The 17,906-nt window shown below is 26.6% G+C and carries 20 protein-coding genes; 7 read left to right on the top strand and 13 right to left on the bottom strand.

Features of this window, described 5'->3' with window-relative positions; genetic code table 11:
- Positions 1 to 7 precede the first annotated feature (7 nt).
- From EPJ79_RS11180 to EPJ79_RS11235, 12 genes are all read right to left on the bottom strand, one after another.
- Positions 8 to 1,582: an AAA family ATPase gene (locus tag EPJ79_RS11180; protein ID WP_147739547.1), complete on the bottom strand. Its 1,575-nt coding sequence runs from the start codon at positions 1,580 to 1,582 to the stop codon at positions 8 to 10.
- A 78-nt stretch (positions 1,583 to 1,660) separates the two neighbouring features.
- Complete coding sequence (locus EPJ79_RS11185) at positions 1,661 to 2,428, bottom strand: hypothetical protein (RefSeq protein WP_147558547.1); 768 nt, start codon at positions 2,426 to 2,428, stop codon at positions 1,661 to 1,663.
- 89 nt (positions 2,429 to 2,517) lie between these two features.
- Positions 2,518 to 3,114 carry a hypothetical protein gene (locus EPJ79_RS11190; protein WP_147739548.1) on the bottom strand — a complete coding sequence of 199 codons (597 nt, stop codon included), beginning with the start codon at positions 3,112 to 3,114 and terminating at the stop codon, positions 2,518 to 2,520.
- A 153-nt stretch (positions 3,115 to 3,267) separates the two neighbouring features.
- The gene (locus EPJ79_RS11195) at positions 3,268 to 3,468 is read right to left on the bottom strand and encodes an FmdB family zinc ribbon protein (protein WP_147739549.1); all 201 of its coding nucleotides are present in this window, start codon (positions 3,466 to 3,468) and stop codon (positions 3,268 to 3,270) included.
- Between the two features lie 9 nt (positions 3,469 to 3,477).
- The gene (locus EPJ79_RS11200; protein ID WP_147739550.1) at positions 3,478 to 4,071 is read right to left on the bottom strand and encodes a hypothetical protein; all 594 of its coding nucleotides are present in this window, start codon (positions 4,069 to 4,071) and stop codon (positions 3,478 to 3,480) included.
- 194 nt (positions 4,072 to 4,265) lie between these two features.
- Positions 4,266 to 5,009 carry a hypothetical protein gene (locus EPJ79_RS11205; RefSeq protein WP_147739551.1) on the bottom strand — a complete coding sequence of 248 codons (744 nt, stop codon included), beginning with the start codon at positions 5,007 to 5,009 and terminating at the stop codon, positions 4,266 to 4,268.
- A gap of 43 nt (positions 5,010 to 5,052) precedes the next feature.
- Positions 5,053 to 5,982: an FmdB family zinc ribbon protein gene (locus EPJ79_RS11210; protein ID WP_147739552.1), complete on the bottom strand. Its 930-nt coding sequence runs from the start codon at positions 5,980 to 5,982 to the stop codon at positions 5,053 to 5,055.
- A gap of 11 nt (positions 5,983 to 5,993) precedes the next feature.
- Positions 5,994 to 6,872, bottom strand: a complete 879-nt coding sequence (locus EPJ79_RS11215; RefSeq protein ID WP_147739553.1) for a hypothetical protein — start codon at positions 6,870 to 6,872, stop codon at positions 5,994 to 5,996.
- Positions 6,873 to 6,883: 11 nt separating this feature from the next.
- Positions 6,884 to 7,744, bottom strand: coding sequence for a hypothetical protein (locus EPJ79_RS11220; RefSeq protein ID WP_147739554.1), 861 nt, complete (start codon positions 7,742 to 7,744; stop codon positions 6,884 to 6,886).
- Positions 7,745 to 7,797: 53 nt separating this feature from the next.
- The gene (locus EPJ79_RS11225) at positions 7,798 to 9,192 is read right to left on the bottom strand and encodes a dynamin family protein (protein WP_147739555.1); all 1,395 of its coding nucleotides are present in this window, start codon (positions 9,190 to 9,192) and stop codon (positions 7,798 to 7,800) included.
- Positions 9,193 to 9,589: 397 nt separating this feature from the next.
- Positions 9,590 to 10,018, bottom strand: coding sequence for a flavodoxin (locus tag EPJ79_RS11230; protein ID WP_021958355.1), 429 nt, complete (start codon positions 10,016 to 10,018; stop codon positions 9,590 to 9,592).
- 2 nt (positions 10,019 to 10,020) lie between these two features.
- On the bottom strand, positions 10,021 to 10,656 hold the full coding sequence (locus tag EPJ79_RS11235) for a DUF3793 family protein (RefSeq protein ID WP_242003910.1): 636 nt from the start codon (positions 10,654 to 10,656) through the stop codon (positions 10,021 to 10,023).
- A 129-nt stretch (positions 10,657 to 10,785) separates the two neighbouring features.
- On the opposite strand from EPJ79_RS11235, the gene EPJ79_RS11240 reads away from it, so the two are divergent.
- The 7 genes from EPJ79_RS11240 to EPJ79_RS11270 all read left to right on the top strand — a co-directional run bounded on the left by EPJ79_RS11240 (position 10,786) and on the right by EPJ79_RS11270 (position 16,599).
- Positions 10,786 to 10,974 (top strand): hypothetical protein, encoded by a 189-nt coding sequence (locus tag EPJ79_RS11240; protein WP_021958353.1) that lies wholly within the window; start codon positions 10,786 to 10,788, stop codon positions 10,972 to 10,974.
- A 404-nt stretch (positions 10,975 to 11,378) separates the two neighbouring features.
- Positions 11,379 to 11,837, top strand: a complete 459-nt coding sequence (gene rplM / locus EPJ79_RS11245) for a 50S ribosomal protein L13 (protein WP_147739556.1) — start codon at positions 11,379 to 11,381, stop codon at positions 11,835 to 11,837.
- A gap of 19 nt (positions 11,838 to 11,856) precedes the next feature.
- Positions 11,857 to 12,255 (top strand): 30S ribosomal protein S9, encoded by a 399-nt coding sequence (gene rpsI, locus EPJ79_RS11250; RefSeq protein ID WP_147526450.1) that lies wholly within the window; start codon positions 11,857 to 11,859, stop codon positions 12,253 to 12,255.
- Positions 12,256 to 12,300: 45 nt separating this feature from the next.
- A complete protein-coding gene (locus EPJ79_RS11255; RefSeq protein WP_021958715.1) occupies positions 12,301 to 12,666 on the top strand; it encodes a TraR/DksA family transcriptional regulator in 366 nt (121 codons plus the stop codon).
- Entirely contained in the window at positions 12,666 to 14,651 is a 1,986-nt protein-coding gene (gene priA, locus EPJ79_RS11260) for a replication restart helicase PriA (RefSeq protein WP_147739557.1), read from the top strand. Before EPJ79_RS11255 ends, priA begins: the two co-directional genes overlap by 1 nt.
- Before the next feature lie 370 nt (positions 14,652 to 15,021).
- Entirely contained in the window at positions 15,022 to 15,465 is a 444-nt protein-coding gene (locus tag EPJ79_RS11265; protein WP_147739558.1) for a hypothetical protein, read from the top strand.
- A 69-nt stretch (positions 15,466 to 15,534) separates the two neighbouring features.
- Positions 15,535 to 16,599, top strand: a complete 1,065-nt coding sequence (locus EPJ79_RS11270) for a zinc ribbon domain-containing protein (protein WP_147739559.1) — start codon at positions 15,535 to 15,537, stop codon at positions 16,597 to 16,599.
- Positions 16,600 to 16,667: 68 nt separating this feature from the next.
- Here EPJ79_RS11270 and EPJ79_RS11275 read toward each other — a convergent pair whose 3' ends face one another.
- Positions 16,668 to 17,405, bottom strand: a complete 738-nt coding sequence (locus tag EPJ79_RS11275) for a hypothetical protein (RefSeq protein WP_147739560.1) — start codon at positions 17,403 to 17,405, stop codon at positions 16,668 to 16,670.
- Positions 17,406 to 17,906 lie beyond the last annotated feature (501 nt).

Raw genomic sequence — 17,906 nt, forward strand, 5'->3', positions numbered from 1 at the left:
CCTTAATTTAATTTTCTTTTTTATCGTTATCCGTAATAAACGGATTATTAACTTCTTGTTTTAATTGAGGAATTGGTTTATCTTTTGATTTTTCATCCTCTTTCCACGATTTTGAAGAAGCCAAAACGGTGCGAGCTTTTGCCCATCTTCTCATATCGCTTATATTCTCTTTCATAGTTTTTGAAATAGGATAAGTTTTTTTCATTGCCTCTATTATATGCTCCGTTTTAATTTCTTTATTTTCGTCAAAAGCCTTAAATAAAGCTTCTTTTATAGCCTCTTCAATTTCAGCTCCCGAAAAATCTTCGCAGGCGTCAGCTATTTTTGAAATATCGAAATTATTATAATCTCTTTTTACTCTTTTCAAATGTATTTTTATTATCTCTTCTCTTTCTTCTTTTAATGGCAAATCGACAAAAAATATTTCATCAACTCTTCCCTTTCTCAAAAGCTCGGGAGGAAGTCCCGATATATTATTTGCCGTAGCGACAACAAATACGGGTTTTTTCTTCTCTTGCATCCAAGTTAAAAAAGTCCCTAATACTCTTGAAGTAGTTCCGCCGTCAGTAGAGCCAGAAGACGCCATCCCCGAAAGTCCTTTTTCAATTTCGTCAATCCAAAGAACAGAAGGCGAAACCGCTTCCGCTATTTTTAAAGCTTTTCTTATATTGCTTTCAGATTCTCCGACAATTCCGCCGAAAATTTTACCCATATCTAATTTTATTATAGGAAATTGCCAAGCCGAACCAACCGCTTTCGCGCATAAACTTTTGCCCGTTCCAGGTATTCCAAGTAAAAGTATTCCTCTTGGAGTTTCAAGTCCGTATTCTTTAGCTTTCTCTTCAAACGCTCGTCCTCTTCTTTTAAGCCAATCTTTCAAAATATCTAATCCGCCGACATCGTCTAAAGTTTCATTATGATGATAATATTCTAAATGCCCGCTATTTTTTATTATATTTTCTTTATCTTGTATTATTATTTGAATTTCTTTTTCGGTTAATTGTCCCGTTTGAACTATCGCTTTTGAAAACGCCCTTTCCGCTTCCATTATTGTTAAGCCCAAAGCCGATTCAATTATTTTTTCAATATTTCCTTCCGACTTAACGCCGTAATTTTTGCATACTTTATTAAATATAATAGTTAAATCTTTTCTGCTCGGTAAATCAAGCTCTTCTATATAAACTTCTTTCTCAAGCTCTGAAGGAATTTCTTTTTTAGTTTGAAGCATTATTAAAGTTCTATCTTTTTTAAAAGAATCGTTTAATGCAATATCTTTTATTTTGCTTATTAAAAAAGGACTATCTCTTAATTGCAAATTAAATTCTTCCAAAATTAAAATAGAATCTTTTGCTTCATTGCTTTCATACCAATCTAAAATGGCTCGGTTATCTTCCGTATTGTCGATAATGTCGAAATTTTTACCGTTAAACTTTTTAAGTCCAGAGGAAATATTCCACTTAAACCAATTCCTGTTTAACTCCGAAGCGCTTTTATGAACATCGCCTTCTATTCTTTCGTTTTCATAGCTTACAATCTGTATAATATTTATTCCAGATTTTATTAAGTTGTTTAAATTAATCATTTTTTTCTCCTTTTTTTTAATTTAAAATTTTATTTTTAATTTTTAATTTTTAATTTTTAATTTTTTATAATTTTAATTTTATTCTTCCAAATCTTCATTTTGATTAACTATAAAATCATAATCAATATAAGGATTATCTTTTAATTTTTCTTGAATCTCTTTACTAAACTTATTTGTAATCTCTCTCGATTCAGGCTCTATAATATCGGCAATATAAATTTTGCTCGGCTCATCTTCGTAAGAATATGTTAATTTTACCGTATAACCGTTTTCTTTTAATTTGAAATAGCCCGAAACTTCGGCAATTTTTATATATTCTTCAAAATATGGCTTCAAATCTGTAGGAATATTAAAAGCGTAAACCGATTGATATTCTCCTTTTTCAATATAAGGTTTAATCTCTTCAGGAATATCAAGATTTGAAAAATCTACTCCGCTTGGAATATCTAAAAATTCCGTTTCAATATTATAATCTAAAGAAAAACATTTAATTTCAGTTTCAAGCCTAATAATCGCTACTTCATAACTCGGCATAAAATTTTCTTCATTCATTTTTGAAGTAAATTCTTTAATCGCTTTATCTTGCTTTTTTAAAATTTCCTCTACTTCTTCGGGTTCAATATCTTCTTTATTTAGTATTGAAGTAAGTTCGTTAATAATTTTTATCTGTTTATTAAATCCTTCCGTAAGAAATTCGGGAATAATGTCGGCAAACTCGGAAAATTTATTTATAGCCGAAAATTTTTTATTCATATCTTTTGCGATATTTTTGTTTAATTTATTATCTTCGTTTAATAATTCCAATTTTTCAATTTCGTTTTCTTCAGAATTATATTCTTCTTGCATTTTTTAACCTCGTTTTATTAATTAATTTTAATTATAAAACCGCTTTCAAAATCGAAAATTGATTAATCAAGCGGTTTTATTTTTTAATTTTATTCTCCATTCGTAATAAACGGATTAGTAGTTATATTTTTATTATCTTCGTTATTTTCATTTGCAGAATTATCTTCAGACGAAATATTTTCTTCTTTGTATTTATCAATAACATATTTTATAAAATGTTTGATAATAAATAAATTATACGGTTCGGTTTTTTCTTTTTCTTCGATTTTTTCGATAATATCGTCCGTATTTGCCGCATATTTTTCGAGATTATTTTTATACTCTTCAGATTTGTCATATACTTCGTCAAGTATTTTTTCTTTAAAAAGTATTTTTTTCATGCCTGAAATAATATTTTCGTTATAACCATAAATACAGATACTTGACTTTTCAGCGTCTAATTTTACATGGCTTCCAAGAACAAAATCTTTCATTCCAGGTTTATTAGGATTACTAGCATACAATGAAAATTTATAATATATTTCAGATTTTTCCGAATTTTTAATTTCAATAGAAATTAATCCTACTTTTATTAAAATATCTCCAAAAACTTTTTCGTCTATTTTATCTTTTAAATAAATTTCTTTATCTTTCCTATTTATTTCTGGTAATTTAGACGCTATTTCATTTAAAAAACTTCCAAACATAATTTTATCTCCTTTTATTTTTAATTTTTTAATTTTAAATTTTTTGTTTTTTAATATATTTATTTAATTTTAATTACTATTAATTTTAAAATTTATGGCGGAATAGCGGATATATTAATAAATATTAAATTAATCATTTTCTCTCCTTTTTTCTTACAAATTATTTTTATTTATTATTTTATTTATAGCGGAAGATTTAATATCTCGGCTTCCGCAACTTGGACATTTAAGTCGAATATTTCCCAATTTTTTTATATTAAAGAATTCCAATAACAGATTTACTTTTATAGAAGAGTTAAAAGTTTTTCCGCAAGAATTACATTTATAAAAATATGGCGGTTTATTTGGCAACATAAATACTCCTTATATAATTTTTAAATAATTTAATAATATTATTAATAAAAAGCTCGCAATAGGCAAAGATATGCAGAGAAAAAATAATTTTTTATTTGCATTTTCAAGTTTATTTATTTTCGCCGTAAATTCAAAATCAATATTTTTAATTTTTTTAGAAAGCTTTATTATATTATTATTTAATTTATTTTTTTCTTCGTTAATATCGTTATAAAGTTTTTCAATTTTTAAGTTTAAATTTTCAAATTCTTTATTGATATTGCCGTTATTTAAATTTATTTCGTTTTTAATATTTTTAGTTTCGTTATTAATATTATTTATTTCGGCGCGGATAAAATTATTTATTTTTTTCGTTTCTTCGTTTAATATTTTATTTATATTCTCAATTCTTTTATTAGTTTCAGAATATAATTCTTTATAATTATTAAAATTTTCATTGAATTCGTTAAAAACTTTCCAAAAATTATCCGACTTATCAATCGCTTCTTGCATTTTGTGAATTTTATCCGCATCGTCTCGCACGGAGTCGATATAAGAAAGCTTTTTTTGAAAATCATTCATATTTTTTAGAAGTTCTTCAACTTTTTTTAAAAGATTTTCCATTTATAAATTTAATCTCCCAATAAAAAATAATATTTTGTAAATTACAATAAAAATATTTTTAATTAATCTAAAGCTATTTTGATTAATCTAATTATAGCAATTACTATTGATATTATTGTAAAAATAGGATTTGCTAAAAAACCTAATACTAGTCCCGTTCCTATTATTCCCGCTGTAATCATATTTTTAACTCCTTATTTTATTTTAAGAATATCCAAAAGAGAGTTTATAACTTCTTCTTTTTTGTCGTATTCTTTTCTTTTCGCTTCAATCTCTCTTTCGTTTAATTTAGCGTTTTCTTCAATCTCTTTTTTGATAATATAAATTTTATTTTCAAGTTCTTTAATTTGTTTTTTATATTTTCCTTCAAAATCGTTAAGAACCGAATTTAAATTTTTCAATTGTTCCATTGAATTATCTTGCAACTTTTGAGATAAAGAAAGTTCCTTTTTATATTTATCCATAACGAATTTTATAAAATGTTTAATTAAAGCTAATTCTCTAGAATTATCGTCCCATTCCTCGCCTTGATATTCTATTTTCTTTATAATATCGCTTATATCTATATCATGTATTTTATTTCTACTTCTAATATCTCCCGATTTCGTATATACTTCGTCTCTATCTATTACTTTATAATCTAAAAGCAAATTTACGATATGATAACCGTCAATAAAATCGAAATAATCCCAAATCATATTATATGATATAAATAATAAATTTTCAGACGCTATAATAATAGACTTTTCATAAATATTTAAGTTGCTATAAGATATGCGTCCATCTTCATTAAAAATTGGTTTAAATTGTTTTAAGTAAAATAATTTATCCGTCCATTTAGAATTAGTTAATTCAAGCGAAGTTAATCCTAATTTTATTAAAGTGTCGCTTAATATTTTTTTATCTATTTTTTCTGATAAATGAATTATTATATCCATTCTTACCTCTTCGTCATAGTCGTGCCTATGGCATAGTTTTAATTTAATTCTTTATAGTTTCCAAAAGATTATTAATAATCTCTTCTTTTTTGTCGTATTCTTTTCTTTTTTCCTCAATTTCGCTTTCGTTTAAATTAGCGTTCTCTTCAATCTCTTTTTTAATATTTTTTATGCTATCTTCATTATTTTTCATTACTCTATTAATGTTTCTTTGTATAAATTCTATCGTATTGTTTGTAATAAAATCTAAATCGTCAAAATATTTATCAAAAGAATTTTTAATTATTTCGTCAATATAAGAATTCATTTCAACTAATCTTTTTTCGGACGCTTTTATTTCCAAAATCGAAAGACATTTATAATCTGATAAAGATATTTTATTATTTATATCGTCATAAAAAGAATTTTTAAAATCTTTTATCAATTTATCGCAATTTGCTTTTAAAGAATATGAATTAAATTCTTCTAATTGATTATTTTCTTTAATAAAACTTTCAATAGAATTAAAAACTTCTTCTAACTTTGATATAAATAAATTTTCAAGTTCTTTAAGTCTTGGTTTTTTTGATTCTTTAATATCGTTTAGAATAGAATTTAAATTTTGCAATTGAGATATTGAATTATCTTCGCTATCATAATGTTTCGTTTCTCTAATTTCATTATCGGTTTTTTCATTCTTTTTGAAAATATCTTTAATAACTTCCGCTACTTTTTCTGCCGCATAAAAAGGCATCTCTCTTACTTTATCGCTTCCACATTTTGGACATTTTAACGGCTCTTCTTTTTCAAAAATTATACCTATGTTTTCATGCCAATCTGTTTGGTCTGGAGGGTCTTTACAAATAGGAGGTTTACTTGTCTTTTCAAATACTTCAATTAACTTTGCAAACTTACCTTTTCTTTCTGATACAAATATTTCTCCGCATGATTTACATTTATAATAGTATCCAACAAATTTAACAAAATCAATCATTTTTTATCTCCTCATTTTATAGTTTCCAAAAGAGAGTCAATAATTTTTTCTTTTCTGTCGTATTCTTTTCTTTTTTCCTCAATTTCGCTTTCGCTTAATTGCATATTTGCTTCAATTTCTTTTTTAATAATATCGACTCGAATTAATTGCTCTCTTTTTATTCTGTCAATACTTCTATGTATGAATTCTATTGTATTATTTGTAATAAAATCCAAATCCTCAAAGTATTTATTTAAAGCTTCTTTAATAATTTCGTCCAAATAATTTTTCATTTGATTTGAACGCTCTTCGGAATTTTGAATTTCCAATATTGTAAAACATTTATAATCGGATAACGCTATTCTTCCGTTTATATTGTCTGAAAAAGAATTTTTAAAATCATTTAGCAATTTATCAAAGTTATGCCTTAAAGCCAATATGTCTATATTAACGCCTTGCGAACAAATATTTTCTTTAATAAAACTTTCGATTTTATTAAAAGAATCTTCCAAAGTCGCGCTAAAAGTCTCTTCCACTTCTTTTATATCTTCTTTCAATTCTTTTCTCATATTATTAAGAATAGAATTTAAATTCTGTAATTGAGATATTGTAGCGTTTTCGGGATTGTATGCTTCCATATTTCTAATTTCATCGTTGGATTGCTCGCCAATATTTTTAGAAATTTTTTCCATAAAGCCCAAAATTTTTTTAACGCTATCCGCTGGCGGTTCTAAAATCGGCGGAATTTTAGTCGCAATCGTTGATAAAAACTGTCCCGCCGAACTTATCGCCGTAGTCGCCGCTGTCCCTATTGCCGTAGCCGCGCTTCCAACTGCAGCTCCTACGGTTGAAACCGCGGAAGTTAAAGCTCCTATCGCCGCGGCTCCCAAACCTATTAAAAAACCAAACATAATTTACTCCTTTATTTGATAGTTTCCAAGAAATTATTAATAATCTCTTCTTTTCTATCGTATTCTTTTCTTTTTGCTTCAATTTCGCTTTCGCTTAATTTCATGTTTTCCTCAATTTCTTTTTTAATATTTTCAATGCTTTCTTCATTATTTTTCTTTATTCGGTTAATGTTTATTTTAATAGCATTTAAAGAATTTGTAGAAATCTCGTCAATACTGTCGCAGAAATTATTTAAAGCGTTATCGACTAATTCGTCTAAATAATTTTTTATTTTGTCTTTTCGCTCTTTTTTATTTTCAAGTTTCAATATTTCGGCGCATTTTGTATCGCCAATAGCTATATGGTCTAATATTTCGCTTGAAAAGGTTCTTTTAAAATTTGTTATCGTATCGCTAAATTTAGTTTCAATTTCCCCGACATTTATTCCCAAACCTTCAAATTTTTTATTAATTTCTTTTTCAAGCTCTTCGCTTTGAATAAACGGATTTATCGAAGGGTCATAATTGCTCTTCTGATTAAGTTCCGTTTCTATCATATCGACTATTTTATTTTTAATCTCTTTCGATAACTCTATAGATTTTTCTTCATATTGTTTGAGTTTAGTTTTATACTCTTCTTTTATATCGTTTAATATTTTAGTAATCGCTTTCGTCTCTTCAATAGTAGCGGTTTCGGGGTCGTAAGCTCCAGCTTTAGATACTTTTTTTGCGCTTGCTGTTGAAGTTTGCCCGAGCGAAGTTCTCCCACCATTGAAAAAATCTACTACATCCTCAATCTTATCTTCTACAAAATCAATGACATTTGTAGCTTTTTCAACAACCCATTCAGCTGCATCACTTATTTTTTCTGCTATCCAACTAAAAAGTCCCATAATTTTTCTCCTTATAGTTTTAAATTTTTTTTAATCTTTAATTTTTTTACTTTTTATTTTTTTATAGCTTCTTTCAATTTTTTATTTTGATTAAGCCATTCTGTTTTTATATTTTCAAAAGCTTCGTTCAAACCGTTCATAGCCTTTTCGATTTCCTCTATTTCCTTATTTTTCATAAGTTTAAACTCTTCCTGCTGTTTTCTATCCATATCTAAAGAGGCTCGGCTTTGAGAATTTGAATCTTTTATAGTTTTTGCTTTATTACTTATATTCGTTATCATATTTAAATATCTTCTTTCCAAATCTTTTTTAACCTCTTCCTCTCCTTTTGAAATTATATCTCTATGCATTATAGAATTAACTTTTTTGATATTTGTTAAATCTTTAATATTTTCAGAGTTTTTAATTATAAGGTTGCTATCTTGCCAATCTTTTAATCCTATGCCATAACTTTTTGCCAATTTATATATTGCAATCTTTCCGTCTTCATCGCATTCTTTACCGTTTTCAAGTTCTATAACTTTAGAATATACATAAGAAGAAACGCCGATTATATTATTTTTAAGTAAATCTTCATTTTTATAATTATCTCTTAAATATTTTTTCCATTCTTCAATTTGTTTTTCCCAAGCTTCTTTAGGATTATTTTTATTGTCTATTTGCGTTCCTAATATCATAACTTTGTAAAAATCGTCTCCGATATTTTCAAAAACTTTTGTTATGGTTATATATTCATCGTTTCTTAAACTTGAAGAATCTACGCAAACTATAATGGCATTCGCTCTTTTAATATAATCTCTCGTTATTTTTGAGCGATAATCAACAACATCGTCTAATCCCGGGGTATCGACTATCGTTACATTTTTATGCATATTATCGTTATTCAAATAAACTTTAAGCTCTTTAACGAAATAATGAATTTTACTATTTTTTGAAGTGTATTCTTTTACTTTATTTTTTAGTTCTTCAATATTTGAAACTTCTTCAATTTTATCGGAAGCTCCTATATAATCATTTTTAATATTTTCCGCTCCCGAACTTTCAAATTCGTCTCTAAAAATTTTTGTTTTTGTTTTTTCTTCAGATTTTTTAACGCTTTCCCATAATTCGTCCCATTCCGTTTTATTATAAAATTTAACTTCAAGTTTATTTTTTGTAGAATATCTAAATTTTGTAAGCGATGCGGTTTCGGGAGTCACATCCGTTGAGGCTATATTTTCCTCAAACAATGCGTTAATAAAAGTGGATTTTCCTGCTTTAATCGTGCCGACTATTGCAATTTGTAAATCGGGTTCGTCTATAAAAGCTTTTTGTTTTTTTATATCTTTTCTCTCGTTATCGAATTTAACATTAAATTCTTTTTCTACCGTTTCAATAGATTTCTCTATTTCTTCGATTTTTCTTTTTTGTCTTTCGACTTCGTTTTGTAATTTTTCTAATGCGCTCATTTTAAGCTCCTTTTTAAAATTTTTATTGAATTATTTAAAGATAAATTAATATCCGTATTTGAAATATATTTATAAGGCAAAGACTCTTTATTTTTATTAGCAGATAATTTTTTATAAAATGAAATATAATATTTGTTATGATTAAGTAAACATAAATTTGGAAAAAGTTTAAAGGTTTGCTTTGCTTTGCTTTGCTTTGCTTAACAAAGTTATAGTGTTTTTAAGTATCATAAAAAAATCTCATCGCCTATTATTTTTGGCAATTTATTATCGAATAGTTTAACATAGATTATAGATTATGTCAATCGTCTTAAAATAAAAATTTTGTTTTTTAATTATTATTTCAAATAAAAAAGCGTATCCCTAAAATTTAGAGATACGCCAATATGATTAATTATTAAGCTTTTGCAAGAGCTTCGCCTAATTCAACGCATTTATTAAGCCCTTCATCGTCTGGAGTAAGATTAACTGTTAAACCATCCTTAACCAAAGAACCGCCCGCAGAAGAAACATCTTCTTGCCAAATTCTCATCCATTCTCCGTCTCCCCAATCGTAAGAACCAAATAAAACTATCTTTTTACCCGAAAGTTTACTTTTAATAGAATCGTAAAAAGGTTGAAATTCCGATTCTTCCAAATTCTCCGAACCCATAGACGGACATCCTAAAGCAAGTTTTGAATAATCGTCCACATTTCCCGAAAAACTTGAAACTGAAAATAATTCTACGCTTGCTCCCGCATTTTCTATGCCTTTTTGCACGCTTTTTGCCATACTTTCCGTATTTCCCGTGCCGCTCCAATAAATTATCGCTATTTTATCGCTCATTTTTATCCTCCAAGATATTTATTTTTTTTTTGATTAATATTATTTGAATAATCGCTATAGCTTTCTATTATCTCCAAAATATTTTTTCCTTCCAAAAAAGTATTTGTGTAGAAAAATCTGCATCGATTGTAACTGTCGAAAGTTTTTATAGCGTCATTTTTATTATGATAAACTTTCCAATAACCAGAATATAAACAGTTTTTGCCAAAATTATTTATGAAACCGCAAATATCGATTAAAGGATAGCCCAAAAATATTCCTATTTCATGCGGAAAATTTTTATAATTTTTCATTTTCTCGCTTAAAATTTGAATATTCTTATACATATTACGCGAATTGTATCCGCAGTCGCATAAAAACTTTGAAACCTCTTCGCTTTCGATATAGTTTTTCAATTTTTCTTTATTATAAACATAAACTATAACTTTAGAATTATAATCTTTCAAAATTGAGAGATTAATTCCTTTTTTATGTAAAAGTTTATTATAAAAAACTATTCTCTCGCATAATTCTTTTTTAGAATTATAATTATATGTAAAGATATTGGCTATTTTTATTCCCGCCAAAGTCGGCGCGGAATGATTTATAAGCAATTCGTCAAACATATTAACCTCTTTTTTGTTAGTTAATTCTAACATATATTGTTAAAACAGTCTAACTTTTATTTTGTAAAATTATAATAAAGATTTTATTCTTCAAATAATTAATTTTTTTATAAAAAATATTCGATAATATAAGTATATTTGTAAATTTTGGAGGCTTAAATTATGGAAATTTCAATTAATTCTATTCATTCGCAAACAATGTTTCCTTTAAGCAGACATGTATATAGCGCGGGGCTTAATGTTTATAATTCTTCACAATCTGCAGGAAAAATTGCGGGTATAGTTTCGGCTCAGGGTTCTTCCGTTGCCGTAAATTATAATATTGGCGGTAAATTAAATGTTTACGCTTGATTAAAATTATTATTAATATTTTGTTTGAAAGAAAAAATATTTTATATAGATAAAGCTTTTAAAAAATTTAATATATTAAAAAATTTTAATCAATAATATTTGCCTTCGTATAAAAATAAACTAGACAAATAATAATATGCCTAGTTTAATTTATTTTATTAACTTTAAAAAAATGTCTTTTATTGTTTAATATTATCTCCGCTATCAAATAAAAATTATGCTATTTCAAAATGTTTATTTACAAAAGCCTTAATTATTTCGTTAAATATTTTTTTAATTTTTTTAAAATAAAAACTTGACTTTATAATTTAAACATGTTAAAATAATTTACTCTTTACATTGTTATATATGTAAGAATATGTAATTTTATTTAATATAGAATATATTTGAATTAAGGATATTTTATGGATAAGAAAATTTTAAAAACGAAAAATAATACTTATGTCCTTTCGCAAAAGGATATTAAACAAAATTGGCTCATAATAGACGCTAAAGGTAAATCTTTAGGAAGAGTTGCAAGCAGAGCGGCTTATTTGCTTAAAGGAAAACATAAACCCGATTACGCTTATAATTTAGATAATGGAGATTATGTTATTATAATAAACGCTAAAGATATAATTCTTACGGGAAATAAAAAGAAAGGAAAAATTCATTATAGACATACGGGTTATCCTGGCGGAATAAAATCCGTTAGTTATGGCGAATTGCTTGAAAAAAAACCCGAAAGAATGGTTAGAATAGCGGTAAAAGGCATGCTTTCGCATAATCCTTTGGGAAGATTGCACTTAAAAAAATTAAAAGTTTATGCAGGAGATAAACATCCGCATGAAGCTAATAAACCTGAAATAATAAATATAAAGTAAATAAATAGGAGAATAAATAATGGCTGGAAAACAATTAACTATTTTTACGGGAAAAAGAAAAACCGCTAATGCAAGAACTCGCATCGCTTTAGGAAGCGGAAAAATTTTAATAAACGGTAAAAATTATACGGAATATTTTTGCAATAGAGCCGCTTTAATTAAAGTCGTTGAAGATGCCTTAAAAATAACGGGAAATTTTGGCAAATACGATGTGTTTGCAAATGTTAGAGGCGGAGGAATAAGCGCTCAAGCCGATGCTATTAGACATGGAATCGCAAAAGCTTTGGTTGCGGAAAATCAAGATTTTAGAATCGCTTTAAAAAGAAACGGTTTTATTACGAGAGATTCTAGAGAAGTTGAGAGAAAGAAATACGGAAGGTCTGGAGCGAGAAAACTTTTCCAATTCTCAAAAAGATAATTTTTTGTTAAAATATTTTATAAGTTATAATTAAGGGCTTGATATATGAATTCTAAAAAATTGAAGAAATTTAAAGATTTATTACTTGAAGAAAAAAGAAATACATTAGACGAATTATTGAGCGGAAACGAAACTTACGAAGCGCTAAAACAAGAAACTCATGGCGATATGGCGGATATAGCTTTTCAAACTTACGAAAAGCAAAGTTTGGTTAACTCTTCTCAAAAAGATAAAGATAAATTGGAAGCTTTAAATAACGCTCTTAAAAGAATTGAAGACGGTTCTTATGGAAAATGTATCGATTGCAAAGACGAAATTAGCGAAGATAGATTAACCGCTATACCTTATACTTTAAGATGCGTAAATTGTATGGCTAAATACGAAGATAAGAGACGCCGTGAAAAAATGTAATGTTCGTTAAAGTTGTTTTTAACCTTCCTATAGACAATATACTTATATATAAAAAACCTGACGAAATAAAAGATAGTTTAGTCGGTTGCAGAATAATAGCTCCAGTAAAAAATAAAAATATTAAAGGAATTGTAATTGAAGAAACCGAAGAGTCGGAAGGCGATTTCAAAATCTATCCTATAAAAGCGAGAATAGATATTGAGCCTATATGTTCAAATAGAGAATTTGAGCTTGCAAAATGGATGAGTAAATATTATCATTCTTCTTTTGGGGAATCTTTATTCGCGTCTTTACCCGCTGGAAATCCTGCAAAAATAAAAAAAAAAGCATCTCCTATACCCGCAAAACAAACGCCTTATTTAAAATTAAACGAAGAGCAAGAAAAAGTTTTAAAAAAAATAATAGAAAGCGTAGAATCAAAAAAACCAAAAACATTTTTATTGCATGGAGTGACGGGAAGCGGAAAAACCGAAATTTATTTGCAGGCAATTAAAAAAGTAGTCGATATTGGAAAACAAGCTATAGTAATACTGCCCGAAATTTCTTTAACTCCGCAAACTATAAAAAGATTCGCTGAAAGATTTGAAGGAAAAATAGCCGTTTTACACAGCAAATTATCTCCGACTTCAAAATATAGATATTGGCAAATGATAAAAAAAAATGAAATAAAAATAGTAGTAGGAGCTAGAAGCGCGATATTTTCTCCCGCAAATAATTTGGGAATTATAGTTATAGACGAAGAGCATGAAACGAGTTATAAAGCTAACGAAACGCCAAGATATCATGCAAGACAAATCGCTTTTTATAGAAAAGAAAAAGAAAATGCAACTTTGCTTTTGGGTAGCGCAACTCCTTCCATCGAAAGTTTTTATCATTCTCAAAACGGAAAAATAGAACTTTTAACTTTAACTAAAAGAGCTTCTTCGGTAAATATGCCCGAAGTAAAAATACTCGATTTGAAAAAAGAAAAAAAATCGGAAGTTTTTCCAATGATAACTCAAAAATTAGTGGAAGAGATTAATAAAAAATTAGAATTAAAAGAACAGATAATATTATTTTTAAATAGAAAAGGATACGCTCCCGTTGTAAGTTGTTCTCATTGCGGAAAAGTTTTGGAATGTCCAAACTGTTCGGTTTCTCTCACTTATCATAAAAAGAAAAATACCGTTATGTGTCATTATTGCGGATATACTCAATTTTTAGAAGAGCTTTGCGGAGAATGTAAAATAGGACATTTTGAAAGAATAGGAAGCGGAACGGAAAAAGTAGAAGAGCATTTAAATATTCTTTTTCCAAATGCAAGAATAGAGAGAGTCGACCAGGAATCCGTAGGCGGCACAAAAAATTACGAAAAAATATTTAAAAGATTTTCTGACAGAGAGATAGATATATTAGTCGGAACTCAAATGATAGCGAAAGGACTCGATTTTCCAAATGTTACTTTAGTCGGAGCGCTTTTTGCAGATATGTCGCTTCATATACCCGATTTTAGAAGCGCAGAGAGAACATTTAATTTAATAACTCAAGTTGCGGGCAGAAGCGGAAGAGGAGATAAAAAAGGAATAGTTTATATACAAACTTACTCGCCGAATCATTATAGTATAGAATGCGCGAAAAATCATGATTATATTTCTTTCTATAATAGCGAAATAATAAAAAGAAAATCGCCTCTCAATTATCCGCCGTTTTCGAGATTGGTTCGATTGGTTATAAGAGGAGAAAACGAAAAAAAAGTTGAAAGCGACGCGAATAGTGTAGCCGATTTAGTAAGAACATTAACATATAGATATAAAGACAAACTTGAAATATTGGGAGCCGTTCCTTGTATAATGAGTAAATTAAATAAATATTATAGATGGAATATTTTAATAAAAACCGCTTCTCATTCTCTCTTAAAAGAATTCTTTGAAAGATTATCAAAAAATTTTATCGCTCAAAAAGGAAATTATATTGAAATAGATATAGACCCTTTAAATATGTTATGATTATATTTTATTTTTAATTATATTTTTTAATTGTATTTATATATTGATAAAAATCTTAATAAATTTTTAATTCTAAAGTGTTGACAAAAATTTTAATATGTTATATAATTTAGCTATGTTAAAGAAAAATGAAACATTACTAAATATAAATTCTGCAGCAGCTCAGCTCATCTCAGCTCAGCTCAGCTCAGCTCAGTATCACTTTAAACTTTTTTCAAGTTTATGTTTACTTATTAATTATAAAATATTATTCTGTTTATATATTAAAAACTTATTCAAATTCTTTTTTGAATTTATTAAATTTCAGTTTGGAAAAAGCATTTATTTATTTAAATGTTTTTATAAAAAAATTAAATTAAAGGAGTTTCTTATGGGGAAACAAACAAAAAAATTTTTAACATTACTAACTTTATTTTTGGTTGTCTTATTTGCTATAGGTTGTAATAAAGACATATCAAAGCGTATTAAAGATAAGATACCTATCTTTAATAAAAGCAAAGCTGAAAATAAAGGTATAGGACGATATGCGGGAGAATGGTTAGCAAGCGAAATTATGATGGGAGGAGATGTAGTCGATAGATATACTATTAACGAAAATACAAAAGCTTCTCTTATAATAAATTTGGACGGTTCTATAACTATTACTTCTAACGGAGAGGTAATTAAAGATATAGAAGAATACGGCGATACCACCTATAGCTATATTGATAGTGAAAGCAATTATTTCGTTTTAGAATTTGAAAGCGAAATTAGATGCTTACAAGTTAGCGCTGGAGAAGAGGGCGATTATACAATCGTTCTTATAAAGAGATAATAAATAATAATTATATAGAATGCAAAATATATTAGCGTTTTGCATTCTATAAACTAAAGGAGAAAAAATATGTTTTGTTCAAAATGCGGAACGCAATTAAATGAGGATGCAAAATTTTGCAATAACTGTGGGGAGAGAATTATTACTAATTCAACCCAAAATAACGAAACTTTTCAAAATAATACACCTAATGTAGAAAATACGGAAAGTAATAAGAAAAGTTTTTTTGAAAAATTTAAAAAGTTTACAGAAGTAGAATTAGAACCTGAAGAACGAAAAAAATTATTGGATAATCATAATAAATATTTAGCGGCTTTTTTTCATTTGAAAGAACCGCCAACCAATTATGAACTAAAAGAATTAGAAAAAAATGATAAAAGATTAAATAATCGCCGCAGTTTTTTAAGTTTCTTAATTAAGGGCATATCTAATCCTAATCCATATGGTTCTATACTACATTTATTTTGTCCATATCTTTATTTATTTCAACTTGGAGCTTATAAATCGGCTATAATTATTACAATCATACATTCATTATCTTTATTTGGTTTAATGAAAGTAATTAAATTTAGGGATATGTCTTCTGGCTGGGATTTTCTTGGTATGATGTTATGTATATTTATTCCTATATTTGGTTGGGAAATAGAAAACAAGATTAATATGATTTTGTTTAAAAGAAGAATGAAAAAAGTTGAAAATGAAAAATCTGAAGAAGAAAAATTAGCAAAATTTAAATCTCTATGCCCCGATAAAGATAAATATAAAAAATTAACTATAATGTCATTTGCATGCTGGACTATATTTTTAATAATATCTTTATTTACTTTTAGAGGTTCTGGTAAATATATTGATTTAGTTAAAAATGGAGCGTTTCGAGTTTATCCTAATATAACGATAGAAGAATTAATAAACGGCGCTATGCATAATCCAAAATGGAAACAAGGACAAACCGAAGATGGAATAAATTTTGTAAATGTTTCAGGATTAATAGAAGGTAATAAAGTAGTAATACAATTTAAAATTGACAAAAACGAAAATTCTTTTGGGGTAAATGCTCTAGAAGTAAACGGGCAACCTAGGTCAACGCAAGGTATAGAAATAGATTTATACAGTTTATATATTGCAAATAAATAATATAAAAATATAATTTGAAAAGATTAACAAAATATTTTATAGGGGCGGTTTGATAACTGCCTCTTATTTTATTCTTTTTTGCTAAATTTTCTAAACGATTGAACAGTTTGAACCGAGCCATACCAGAAAGCTATTTTACCTAAAAAATAGAATAAACCAGCTAATATTTGTTTTATAAAATTTACTTTTTTTAAATATTCAAGTTCCTTATAATTTGTAGGATTTAAATATTCATAATATTCATATATAAAATTAATATTTTGTATGTTTTTATTTAATATACTACTATATGCATAATAGATAATAATGTCAATAAATATTAAACTAAAAATAAATATTATTATATGTATGTATATAGAAATCCATTTTTTTATATTCCTAATAAAAATTAAAAATACTAATACCATTATAACAAAATGGCATGTGTTTTTTAGTATTGAATAGTATATTGAAAATATTCCTAAAGTTAACATAAAAGTTACTAGAATGGATTTAATCCAATTCAATCCATTATCGCTGTATATGGAGCTTAAACTAATTGAAAGTATATCTCCAAAGTCTTTAATGGTTTTATTTAGTTTATTTAGTAATTTTTCTTTGTATAGTTTTGTTTCTTCAGCATGATATTCTAATGCTTTTATAGTATTAGATTTTTTATATTCTTCATGTTTTAATATTCTTGCTGTTTGCCAATTTGAGAGATTATCATACTCACACTTTATATCTGAAAAATCTCCAATTATATTTGTTCCTTGTAAATTAATATTTTTAATTTTAATATTATAAAAATTTATTCTACCGTTCATGTATATATCTTTTAAACTAATACTCTCTATAGCATTAGTTATATTTTTTATTGATAATAAAGATTTTGAATTTTCAAATGATATATTATCTAAATTAATATTATTAACTGTATTACAACTTATAACTAAATTATTTTGTATGAAAGAATTATTAAGGTTTATTTTATCATTAATATCTCCACCATTAAATTCTATATTACTATAAAATTTTGAATTATTAAATCTTACTTCATTACAGAAGAAACAGCTATAAAAATGAAAATTATTATAAAAAGAACAATTATCAAAAACAATATTATTTTCAAAACTGCAATATAGAAAATAATTATCTATATTATTTTTAAATTTTGAATTAAAAAAATTTATCTCTTTTTCAAAAATTACTTGATAAGTTTCAAAATCGGAATTAAAAATACAATGCCTAGCATTAATTCTATATTTACAAACTTGATAACTTTTATTATTATCTGTTATTATATTATTACCTAATCTTGATAATAT

Origin of the sequence: Brachyspira aalborgi, assembly GCF_008016455.1 — a bacterium.
GTDB lineage: Bacteria > Spirochaetota > Brachyspiria > Brachyspirales > Brachyspiraceae > Brachyspira > Brachyspira aalborgi.

What these genes read in the sequence shown, in the direction of transcription:
- EPJ79_RS11180 (WP_147739547.1), bottom strand. Translation starts at nt 1,582, where the DNA reads ATGATTAATTTAAACAACTTAATAAAATCTGGAATAAATATTATACAG.
- EPJ79_RS11185 (WP_147558547.1), bottom strand. Translation starts at nt 2,428, where the DNA reads ATGCAAGAAGAATATAATTCTGAAGAAAACGAAATTGAAAAATTGGAA.
- EPJ79_RS11190 (WP_147739548.1), bottom strand. Translation starts at nt 3,114, where the DNA reads ATGTTTGGAAGTTTTTTAAATGAAATAGCGTCTAAATTACCAGAAATA.
- EPJ79_RS11195 (WP_147739549.1), bottom strand. Translation starts at nt 3,468, where the DNA reads ATGTTGCCAAATAAACCGCCATATTTTTATAAATGTAATTCTTGCGGA.
- EPJ79_RS11200 (WP_147739550.1), bottom strand. Translation starts at nt 4,071, where the DNA reads ATGGAAAATCTTTTAAAAAAAGTTGAAGAACTTCTAAAAAATATGAAT.
- EPJ79_RS11205 (WP_147739551.1), bottom strand. Translation starts at nt 5,009, where the DNA reads ATGGATATAATAATTCATTTATCAGAAAAAATAGATAAAAAAATATTA.
- EPJ79_RS11210 (WP_147739552.1), bottom strand. Translation starts at nt 5,982, where the DNA reads ATGATTGATTTTGTTAAATTTGTTGGATACTATTATAAATGTAAATCA.
- EPJ79_RS11215 (WP_147739553.1), bottom strand. Translation starts at nt 6,872, where the DNA reads ATGTTTGGTTTTTTAATAGGTTTGGGAGCCGCGGCGATAGGAGCTTTA.
- EPJ79_RS11220 (WP_147739554.1), bottom strand. Translation starts at nt 7,744, where the DNA reads ATGGGACTTTTTAGTTGGATAGCAGAAAAAATAAGTGATGCAGCTGAA.
- EPJ79_RS11225 (WP_147739555.1), bottom strand. Translation starts at nt 9,192, where the DNA reads ATGAGCGCATTAGAAAAATTACAAAACGAAGTCGAAAGACAAAAAAGA.
- EPJ79_RS11230 (WP_021958355.1), bottom strand. Translation starts at nt 10,018, where the DNA reads ATGAGCGATAAAATAGCGATAATTTATTGGAGCGGCACGGGAAATACG.
- EPJ79_RS11235 (WP_242003910.1), bottom strand. Translation starts at nt 10,656, where the DNA reads ATGTTAGAATTAACTAACAAAAAAGAGGTTAATATGTTTGACGAATTG.
- EPJ79_RS11240 (WP_021958353.1), top strand. Translation starts at nt 10,786, where the DNA reads ATGGAAATTTCAATTAATTCTATTCATTCGCAAACAATGTTTCCTTTA.
- rplM (WP_147739556.1), top strand. Translation starts at nt 11,379, where the DNA reads ATGGATAAGAAAATTTTAAAAACGAAAAATAATACTTATGTCCTTTCG.
- rpsI (WP_147526450.1), top strand. Translation starts at nt 11,857, where the DNA reads ATGGCTGGAAAACAATTAACTATTTTTACGGGAAAAAGAAAAACCGCT.
- EPJ79_RS11255 (WP_021958715.1), top strand. Translation starts at nt 12,301, where the DNA reads ATGAATTCTAAAAAATTGAAGAAATTTAAAGATTTATTACTTGAAGAA.
- priA (WP_147739557.1), top strand. Translation starts at nt 12,666, where the DNA reads ATGTTCGTTAAAGTTGTTTTTAACCTTCCTATAGACAATATACTTATA.
- EPJ79_RS11265 (WP_147739558.1), top strand. Translation starts at nt 15,022, where the DNA reads ATGGGGAAACAAACAAAAAAATTTTTAACATTACTAACTTTATTTTTG.
- EPJ79_RS11270 (WP_147739559.1), top strand. Translation starts at nt 15,535, where the DNA reads ATGTTTTGTTCAAAATGCGGAACGCAATTAAATGAGGATGCAAAATTT.
- EPJ79_RS11275 (WP_147739560.1), bottom strand. Translation starts at nt 17,405, where the DNA reads ATGAACGGTAGAATAAATTTTTATAATATTAAAATTAAAAATATTAAT.